The 9,053-nt window shown below is 71.0% G+C and carries 9 protein-coding genes; 7 read left to right on the top strand and 2 right to left on the bottom strand.

What is annotated here, in order from left to right:
* From hemB to HZZ10_RS18580, 6 genes are all read left to right on the top strand, one after another.
* Positions 1-959 (top strand): porphobilinogen synthase (gene hemB / locus HZZ10_RS18605; protein ID WP_179914655.1); only part of this gene is annotated, 959 nt, incomplete at its 5' end.
* Between the two features lie 157 nt (positions 960-1,116).
* Entirely contained in the window at positions 1,117-2,673 is a 1,557-nt protein-coding gene (locus HZZ10_RS19945) for a C2 family cysteine protease (RefSeq protein ID WP_179914654.1), read from the top strand.
* A 62-nt stretch (positions 2,674-2,735) separates the two neighbouring features.
* Positions 2,736-3,167: a hypothetical protein gene (locus HZZ10_RS18595; protein ID WP_218928957.1), complete on the top strand. Its 432-nt coding sequence runs from the start codon at positions 2,736-2,738 to the stop codon at positions 3,165-3,167.
* Positions 3,168-3,328: 161 nt separating this feature from the next.
* Positions 3,329-4,657: a glutamate-1-semialdehyde 2,1-aminomutase gene (hemL, locus tag HZZ10_RS18590; RefSeq protein ID WP_179914652.1), complete on the top strand. Its 1,329-nt coding sequence runs from the start codon at positions 3,329-3,331 to the stop codon at positions 4,655-4,657.
* Positions 4,658-4,793: 136 nt separating this feature from the next.
* Positions 4,794-5,630 (top strand): ABC transporter ATP-binding protein, encoded by an 837-nt coding sequence (locus HZZ10_RS18585; RefSeq protein WP_179914651.1) that lies wholly within the window; start codon positions 4,794-4,796, stop codon positions 5,628-5,630.
* Positions 5,612-7,177, top strand: a complete 1,566-nt coding sequence (locus tag HZZ10_RS18580) for a hypothetical protein (RefSeq protein WP_179914650.1) — start codon at positions 5,612-5,614, stop codon at positions 7,175-7,177. The genes HZZ10_RS18585 and HZZ10_RS18580 overlap by 19 nt, the downstream gene beginning before the upstream one ends.
* Before the next feature lie 174 nt (positions 7,178-7,351).
* Here the strand turns inward: HZZ10_RS18580 and HZZ10_RS18575 are convergent, their stop codons facing one another.
* Positions 7,352-8,158 (bottom strand): HdeD family acid-resistance protein, encoded by an 807-nt coding sequence (locus HZZ10_RS18575; RefSeq protein ID WP_179914649.1) that lies wholly within the window; start codon positions 8,156-8,158, stop codon positions 7,352-7,354.
* Positions 8,159-8,298: 140 nt separating this feature from the next.
* Complete coding sequence (locus tag HZZ10_RS18570) at positions 8,299-8,538, bottom strand: hypothetical protein (RefSeq protein ID WP_179914648.1); 240 nt, start codon at positions 8,536-8,538, stop codon at positions 8,299-8,301.
* A gap of 154 nt (positions 8,539-8,692) precedes the next feature.
* Between HZZ10_RS18570 and HZZ10_RS18565 the strand changes: the two genes are divergently transcribed.
* Positions 8,693-8,974, top strand: coding sequence for a metal-sensitive transcriptional regulator (locus HZZ10_RS18565; RefSeq protein ID WP_056127069.1), 282 nt, complete (start codon positions 8,693-8,695; stop codon positions 8,972-8,974).
* The last annotated feature ends 79 nt before the right edge of the window (positions 8,975-9,053 follow it).

Genomic DNA, 9,053 nt, shown 5'->3' with positions numbered 1-9,053 from the left:
CCACCCCTGCGCTGCGAGCCCTCGTCGCCGAGACCCGCCTGCACCCCCGCGACCTCGTGCTGCCGCTCTTCGTCAAGGAGGGCATCACCGCCCCCGTCGAGATCACGTCGATGCCGGGCGTGCTGCACCACAGCGAAGAGTCCCTCGCCCAGGCCGTGCGCGAGGCCGCCGACGCCGGGATCGGCGGGGTCATGCTCTTCGGCGTCCCCGAGCACCGCGACGCGACAGGCTCCGGCGCGGACGACCCCGAGGGGATCCTCAACCGCGGCATCCGGATCGCGGTCGAGGCGGCTGCCGGACGGCTCGTCGTCATGGCCGACCTCTGCCTCGACGAGTTCACCGACCACGGACACTGCGGCGTGCTCGACGCGCACGGCGGGGTCGACAACGACGCGACGCTCGAGCGCTACGTCTCCATGGCGATCGCCCAGGCGCAGGCCGGGGCCACCGTGCTCGGGCTCTCCGGGATGATGGACGGCCAGGTCTTCGCCGTGCGCTCCGGGCTCGACCAGTCGACCGCGAACGGCGGCGCCGGGTTCCCCGACACCGCGATCCTCGCGTACTCGGCCAAGTACGCCTCGGCCTTCTACGGACCGTTCCGCGACGCCGTCGAGTCGACGCTCGTCGGAGACCGCCGCACCTACCAGATGGACGCCGCGAACCGTCGCGAGGGTGGGCGCGAGACCGCGCTCGACCTGCTCGAGGGCGCAGACATCGTCATGGTCAAGCCGGCGATGAGCTACCTCGACGTGCTCGCCGACGTCGCCGAGCAGTCCGACGTGCCCGTCGCCGCGTACCAGGTGTCCGGTGAGTACGCGATGATCGAGGCCGCGGCCGCCAACGGCTGGATCGACCGTCGCGGGGCGATCCTCGAGTCTGTCCTCGGCATCAAGCGTGCCGGCGCGGACATCGTCCTCACCTACTGGGCCACCGAGATCGCCGGGTGGCTCGGGGAGTAGTCACCATCGCCCCCACGGCCACGGCCTGCGAGCATGTCGACCATCAGTCGACAGCGGGGGCGTCGCAGGTGACGCCCCCGGAGACGACGGGGCGGGGGCGACCGCGGTCCGACGTCCATGCAGCCGGGGGGCAGCAGTGGGGGCACAGCACGACGTCGTGACCGCGGACATGGTCCCGCGGCTCGACCTGCAGACAGACGAGCTGCGGCAGGTGGCCGCAGAGATGCGGGCGACGGCTGTGACCGCGCGCGACGCGTCGTCACGGGTCCTCAAGGGCTGGAAGCTGCTCGACTCGAGCTACCAGGCGCCTGAGTCACCTGCCGTGCTCGCCGTGATGGACGAGGCCGCCGACGGTGCCGTGGCCTACGCGAGCATCCTCGACATCGTCTCGGGAGCGCTCGTCGCCTTCGCCGACGACATCGACGTCGCGAAGGCCCAGCTCAAGACGATCGCGGCCGACGTCGCCGACCTGGGCACCGCAGCCCGAGACGTCGACGACTGGCAGGACTCGAGCCGGCTGGTCGCGACCAACGACGGCATCATCAGCCGGATCGCGCAGCTGCAGACCGCGGTCACCGAGGCAGAGGCGCTGTGCACGGCGGCGATCCGCGGTGCGGCGGAGGCACCTCGGACAGACCCGACGACGCAGGCCCGAGACATGATCGCCGACCTCTTCGGCTTCTCGTCCGACCGGCACGTCGACAGGATCGAAGAGCTGCTCGCCGGGGCGGCCGACCCCTACAGCACCGCGATGTACGGCCACCTCGAGCTGCTCCGAGACGGGATGGTCTCCGGGACGTACGACGGCGACGCCGTGTTCGAGGCGTTCCAGCGGCTCACACCGGAGCAGGTGGCGAATCTCGAGCAGTACCTCGGCTCCGTGCACGCCATGGGGCACAGCGACCTCGTCGCCACGTTCTCCAGCCAGCTGCTCGCCGGGCTCGAGACGGAGAGCCAGGTCAGGACGATGATCGACAGCCTCCCGTCGCTCGAGCCGAAGGTCTCGGACGAGGTGACGGGGTGGGTAGCGGCGGACCGGGAGAAGATCATGAAGGGGCTCGAGAACGCCCAGTACGAGGACGTGAACCAGGGGGCTGGCCAGGACTGCTGGTTGCTCGCCGGTCTCGGCGCCGCGCTGGTGAGCAGACCACAGCAGATCAAGGACAACATCACCGCGAACGCCAACGGGACGTATACCGTGACCCTCTACCCGGACGGGAAGGCGACGGAGGTGACGGTGAGCGGGGACGTTGCTGTGGACGGCGAAGGAGATGCCTTCTACGCCGGGGGACCTCTCGAAGACCAAGCCCCCAACTGGGTCTCCATCTACGAGAAGGCGAGCGCCCAGCTGATCGGCGACGGGAGCTTCGCGGGCCTCCGGGCAGGACACCCAGCGACGGGCATCGAAGTCACCACAGGCAGGGAGACAGAGACCTACGGCCCTGGTTCTTGGGGCTCGGGCCATGTCTCTGTACAACAGGTCCAGCAGCTGCTCGATGAGGGACATCCGATGACATGCTTGACCCAGCACCGATGGTCTGACACCACCATCGCCTCCTGGCACGTCTACTTCGTCGCCGAGGTCGACTCTGATGGACTCATCGTCGTGCGCAATCCATGGGGACACGGCAACCGCTCCGGTGTCCAGGAGGAGCTGAGGCTCACGGAAGAAGAGTTCAACGAGACCTTCGCGCTCGAGAGCAGCGGCTCGTGACGAGCAAGTCTCCTCGGTCGCACCGACCACCTGGCTCGAAGATCATGCGGTGGGGGGTGGGGGTGATCATCGGCATGGCTGGGCTTTCGAGCGTCTATCTCTGGAACTACACCCCTCCTGCACCGGATGATCCCGACGTCGTCCAGCTCACAGGCGCGTGCTGCCTCGGTCCAGGTGTGCCCTGGTTGAACGTCCGCACCGAGCGAGGCGCTGGCCCCGCCGCGCAAGTTGTGCTGTACGAGCTCGGTGGACCCAACCGGATCAGCGGTGGCGCTGTCGACCTCTCTTACGACTTGTTCGTCTGGCCGGAGGACGAAGCCGGGCAGCACACGGAGACGGCCCTCACGGACAGTGATCTCGCGGTTGGCGACACCGTCTCTCACGGACCGGCAACTATCGAGGTCGTCAAGATCCATGACGCGATCTGGGACCGGTATGACGCGGTCGACCTCCGCGTCACCTTCGACCTCGACCGCATCGACGAGGTGCCGTGAGCGCCTGACGTAGCGCTCGCGCAGGGTGAGCGCATCGACACTGTCCACAGCCACAGTCCGATGAGACGTTCTCCACAGGCACCGTCCCGCCCGCCCCGGGATCCGGCGACTCCCGTAGCCTGGAGGTCACGCACACCATCCCCTCCTGGACGGACCTCACGATGCACGACGACGCAGCGAACCACCTGGCCTTCGAGCGCGCACGGCTCGTGCTGCCGGGCGGTGTGAACTCCCCCGTCCGCGCCTACGGCTCGGTCGGCGGGGACCCCCGGTTCGTGTCGTCGGCCTCCGGCCCGTACATCCGCGACGTCACCGGGACCGAGTACGTCGACCTCGTCTGCTCGTGGGGCCCGGCGCTCCTCGGGCACGCCCACCCCGCTGTCGTGGAGGCTGTGCAGGAGGCCGCCGCCCGCGGCCTCTCCTTCGGTGCACCGACGCTCGGCGAGGTCGAGCTCGCCGAGGAGATCCGCCGCCGCGTCCCCGCCGCCGAGCACGTGCGTCTCGTGTCGACGGGCACCGAGGCGACCATGACCGCTGTGCGCCTCGCCCGCGGCGCGACAGGACGCCCGCTCATCGTGAAGTTCGCCGGCTGCTACCACGGGCACGTCGACTCGCTCCTGGCCGAGGCCGGGTCCGGTGTCGCCAACCAGGCCCTCCCCGGGTCGGCAGGTGTCACCGAGGCGACGGCGTCGGAGACCCTCGTCCTCCCCTACAACGACCTCGAGGCCGTCGAGCAGGCCTTCGCCGAGCGCGGCTCCGAGATCGCCGCCGTCATCACTGAGGCCGCACCGGCCAACATGGGGATCGTCCCGCCGCTCCCCGGATTCAACGAGGGCCTGCGCCGCATCACCACGGCGCACGGCGCGCTGCTGATCTTCGACGAGGTGCTCACAGGCTTCCGGGTCAGCGCGAGCGGCTGGTGGGGCTACGAGACATCGACCCTCGGCGCGAGCTACACCCCGGACCTCTTCACCTTCGGCAAGGTCGTCGGCGGCGGCATGCCCGTCGCCGCGATCGGCGGACCGTCGGTCCTCATGGACCTGCTCGCCCCCCTCGGGCCGGTGTACCAGGCGGGCACCCTCTCCGGGAACCCCGTCGCGGTCGCCGCCGGCCGGGCGACCCTCGCCGCGGCCGACGCCTCCGTCTACGCGCGCGTCGACGAGGTCTCCACGACCATCGCCGACGCGACCAGCGCCGCCCTGTCCGCCGAGGGCGTCGCGCACCGGGTGCAGCGCTCCGGCAACCTGTTCTCGGTGATGTTCGGCGACCTCGCCCAGGAGGTCGGCACCCGCAGCTACGCGCAGGTCCAAGCCTCCGACACCTTCCGCTACCCGCCGTTCTTCCACGCCATGCTCGACGCGGGCGTCAACCTGCCGCCGTCGGTGTACGAGGCGTGGTTCGTCTCGGCGGCACACGACGACACCGCCGTCGGACGGGTCCTCGACGCGCTGCCTGGCGCAGCGAAGGCGGCGGCAGCGGCGCGACGCTGACGCGAGCGGACCCGTGGAGGGGCAGAGGTCAGCGGTGCGCCGGTCAGGTGCCCACGCCCCGCTGGCCTGCGACGACATCCCGCTTCCACCCGCACGCCCGGGTGAGTCGCCGCGGCCGGACCGCTAGGTTGGTCGCATGACCTCGCCGACCGAGCCTCAGGACCCGATCGCCGTACCCTCCGTGGCAGACGATGCCTCAGCCCCACCGCTCGCGTACGGCCCGCCCGCCGTGTCGCTGCGCGGGCTCGTCAAGACCTTCGGTCAGAAGGTCGCCGTCGCGGGGATCTCGCTCGACATCCCCGCAGGGTCCTTCTACGGGCTGGTCGGACCCAACGGTGCCGGCAAGACCACGCTGCTCTCGATGGCCACGGGGCTGCTGCGTCCTGACGCCGGGACCGCGACGGTCTGCGGCGTCGACATGTGGACCGACCCCGTCCAGGCGAAACGACTGCTCGGCGTGCTGCCCGACGGCATGGCGATCTTCGACAGGCTCACCGGCTCCCAGCTCGTCACCTACGCCGGACTGCTGCGCGGCATGGACCGCGAGACCGTCGCGAGCCGCACCGCGGACCTCATGGGCGTCCTGGACCTGCGCGAGGCCGCCGACACCCTGGTCGTCGACTACTCGGCCGGCATGACCAAGAAGGTCACGCTCGCCGCCGCGCTCATCCACGCACCGCGCGTCCTCGTCCTCGACGAGCCCTTCGAGGCCGTCGACCCCGTCTCGGCCAGCCACATCCGCGCGATCCTCTCCGACTACGTCGCCAGCGGTGGGACCGTCATCGTGTCCTCGCACGTCATGGACCTCGTCCAGCGGATGTGCGACCACGTCGCCGTGGTCGTCGACGGCCAGGTACGCGCCGCGGGGACCGTCGACGAGGTCCGTGCAGGACGCAGCCTCGAAGAACGCTTCGTCGAGCTCGCCGGCGGACAGCTCAGCGGAGAGGGCCTCTCGTGGTTGCGCAGCTCGTAAGGCTCCGCCTCACCCTCCTCGGCAACCTCCTCAAGCGCTCCGCCTGGCAGATCGTCGGCTTCGCCTTCGCCGCGCTCTACGGTGCCACGGTCCTGCTGACGCTCGTCGCCGGTCTCTTCGCGCTGAGCATCGACGACCCCACGACGGCCCAGACCGTCGTCGTCGCCGGGGGTTCGGTCGCCGTGGTCGGGTGGTGGCTGCTGCCGCTCGTGACCTTCGGCGTCGACTCGACCCTCGATCCTCGCAAGCTCGCGCTGCTCCCGATCTCGCGGCGCGACCTGCTGCTCGGGCTGGCCGCAGCCGGTGTGGTCGGGGTCCCCGGGATCGTCACGCTCCTGGCGTCCGCCGGCAGCCTCGTGGTCTGGCGCGGGTCGGTCGCGGCGCTGCTCGCGGCGGTCCTCGGCGTCGCCCTCGCCGTCGCGACCTGCGTCGTCGGCTCCAGGTCCCTGACCTCGGCGGTCGCGCCGCTGCGCGCCACCCGACGGTTCCGCGAGGTCGCGAGCACCCTGCTCGTCGTGCTCGTGGTCCTCCTGGTCGTCTTCGGCGGCAGGCTGCTCGGCTCCGTCAGCCGCGGCTCGCTCGACTCCGTCGCCGACGTGCTCGCCTGGACCCCGGTCGGTGCCGCGTGGGGCGTGCCCTACGCCATCGCCGGCGGTCAGCCCCTCGTCGCGGTCGCCCGGCTCGTCGTCGCCCTCGTGACCCTCGCGGCGCTCGTGGCCCTCTGGCGGTGGGCCCTCGACAGGACGCTCACCGGCGGCGGGACCACCACGACCACCCGCCGGATGTCAGGCCTCGGGCTGTTCGGGCGCTTCGGCTGGACACCCACGGGTGCCGTCGCCGCACGGTGCCTCACGTACTGGCGCCGCGACCCGCGATACATCGGGTCGCTCGTCGTGCTGCCGCTGTTCCCGGTGTTCCTCGGCCTCGGGACGACAGTCGCCGACCAGACGTGGTGGACGCTCCTCCTGCTCGGCCCGCTCACGGCCTTCTCGATGGGCTGGGCGATCTCCGCAGACGTCTCCTACGACAGCACGGCCTTCTGGCTGCACGTGGTCACCGGTGTGCCCGGCCGCGCAGACCGGCTCGGCCGGGTCGTCGCCGTCTCCGTGATCGCCGTGCCGCTGATGCTCGTGTACCTCGTCGGCTCCGTCTGGTACCTCGACCGCTGGGACACCCTGCCCGCCGCCGCCGGCGTCACGGTCGGCACCTACCTCACGGCTCTCGGCGTCTCGAGCGTGGCCTCCGCACGGTTCGTCTACCCGGTGCCCAAGCACGGCGAGAGCGCCTTCGCGACGCCCCAGGGCGCGACGACGGCCACGTTGCTCGTGCAGACCGCCGGCGCCGCGGTGCTCGCCGCCCTGACGCTCCCGCACGTCGGCCTCGGGATCGCGTCGCTGGTCACGGGGAACGTGGCCCTCGGGTGGGCCACGCTCGTGGTCGGGGTGGCGCTCGGGACCGTGCTGCTCGTCGTCGGTGTGCGGATCGGTTCGCGTGTGTACGACGCCCGGAGCACCGACCTCATGGAGCAGGTCACGGCGCTGGCGTGAGAGGTACGGAGTCTGAGAGACGCGTGGACTGAGAGACAGGGGCGGCTGAGAGGCAGGGCGGCTGGGCGTGGGCTGAGAAGCGGGGAGGGTGCGGCGCGTGGGCTGAGAGGCCGCGCGGGTTGAGAGACCGAGCGGGCTGAGAGGCAGAGCCGGCTGACGAGCGACGCACTCGGCTCAGCGGTCGGCCTCGGCCGACGGGCCCTGCGACGGCTGGTCCGCGGGGTCCGCGAGGTGGCTCGCGACGTGTGACGCCTCGCTCGCTGGAGCCGTCTCGACGGGCGCGCCCGGTGCGCGGTGGGCCCCTGCCGGAGCCCCGGCCCGCTCCTCGGACCTCGCAGTCTCCTCGGACCGCGCGGTCTCCTCGGACCTCGCCGTCTCCTCGGACCTCGCCGTCGGGCTCGTCTGCGTCCGGGAGTCGACCTCGCGGGCGAGCCTGCGGACCTGGAGGCCGAAGCCGATGAGCAGCACCCCGAGCATGAGCGCGTAGACGCCGAGCACCCAGATGATCGACACGAGCCCGGCCGAGGGGCGGGCAACGACGATCACGCCGAAGATCACCGAGACCAGGCCGGAGACCACGCCCCAGCCCCAGCCGCTCCGCACGACCTTGCGCAAGGACAGCGCGACGACCAGCTGGATCACACCGACGACGACAGCCCAGATCCCGACGGTCCAGACGATCGCGAGGGCCGTGATGGACGGCCACACGACGAGCACCACACCGAAGGCGAGGGTCAGGACCCCCTGGAGGATCCGCAGACCCGCTCCACCTGTCGAGCGGTGCCGGATGCCGTCGACGATCTCGAAGAGCCCGTCGACGATCGCGAAGACCGCGACGACCACGGCGAGCGACACGGCTGTCGAGATGGGCGCGACGAGGGCGACGACGCCGAAGATGACCGCCAAGACCCCTCGGATCACCGTCCAGTACCAGACCTGGCGGGCGACAGAAGCGAAGGTGGGGATGATCGTCTCGGACATGGTCAGCTCCTCGTTCTGAGGGACGAGCACCTGGCGACGGTGCCCTGCTGCTCATCGTGGAGCAGACGGGCCTCGCGCGCCAGTCCCCCGAGGGATGGCGTCTGCGCTGGTCGTGGGGAGACCGGGCCGCTCGCTGCGGCTCAGCGACCGCCGCGGCGCCGCTGACGCTGCTTCTCGGCGTTGGACGCCGCCCAGCGGAACAGCACGAGCATGACGACGAACCACAGCACGAGGCGGACGACCGGGCTCGCCCCCGGGATGACGAAGCGCAGCCCGATGCTCACGAGCATCGAGAGCGCGAGCGAGACGCCGATCGACGTGCCAGGGCCGACCCGGGTCCCGTCGTCGGTCAGGCCGAAGTACGCCTTGAGGGTCTTCACGCGAGGAAGGCTACTCTGCTGAGACGACGGCCCGGTGCCGGGCGACGCGCGGGCCCCATGGTCATCCCATACCCTGTGGGGGTATCGTGGTAGCTACGGTCCCCTGGGCACCTCAGCCACGGCGACCGTCATGTCGACGCACGAAGGAGCACCCATGGCCGGATACAGCGGCACCACCGAGGACTACCTCAAGCGACTGCGCCGCATCGAGGGCCAGGTCCGCGGCATCGCGCGGATGGTCGAGGAAGACACCTACTGCATCGACGTGCTGACACAGGTCTCCGCCGTGACCAAGGCCCTCCAGGCCGTGAGCCTCGGGCTCGTCGAAGACCACCTCGGCCACTGCGTCGTGCAGGCCGCACAGTCCTCCGACGAGGAAGGCCAGGCGAAGGTCCGCGAGGCCGCCGACGCGATCGCGCGGCTCGTCCGCAGCTGACAGAGGACCTCCCCGACCGCCAGCGGGACGATCCCCTCACCGCGACGGCCCACCCCACCTCCCGGGACCGCACCACAGC

The organism is Sanguibacter inulinus (assembly GCF_013415325.1).
GTDB lineage: Bacteria > Actinomycetota > Actinomycetes > Actinomycetales > Cellulomonadaceae > Sanguibacter > Sanguibacter inulinus.
The sequence above is the reverse complement of the archived record's forward strand: the minus strand, read 5'-3'. Positions and strand labels throughout refer to the sequence as shown.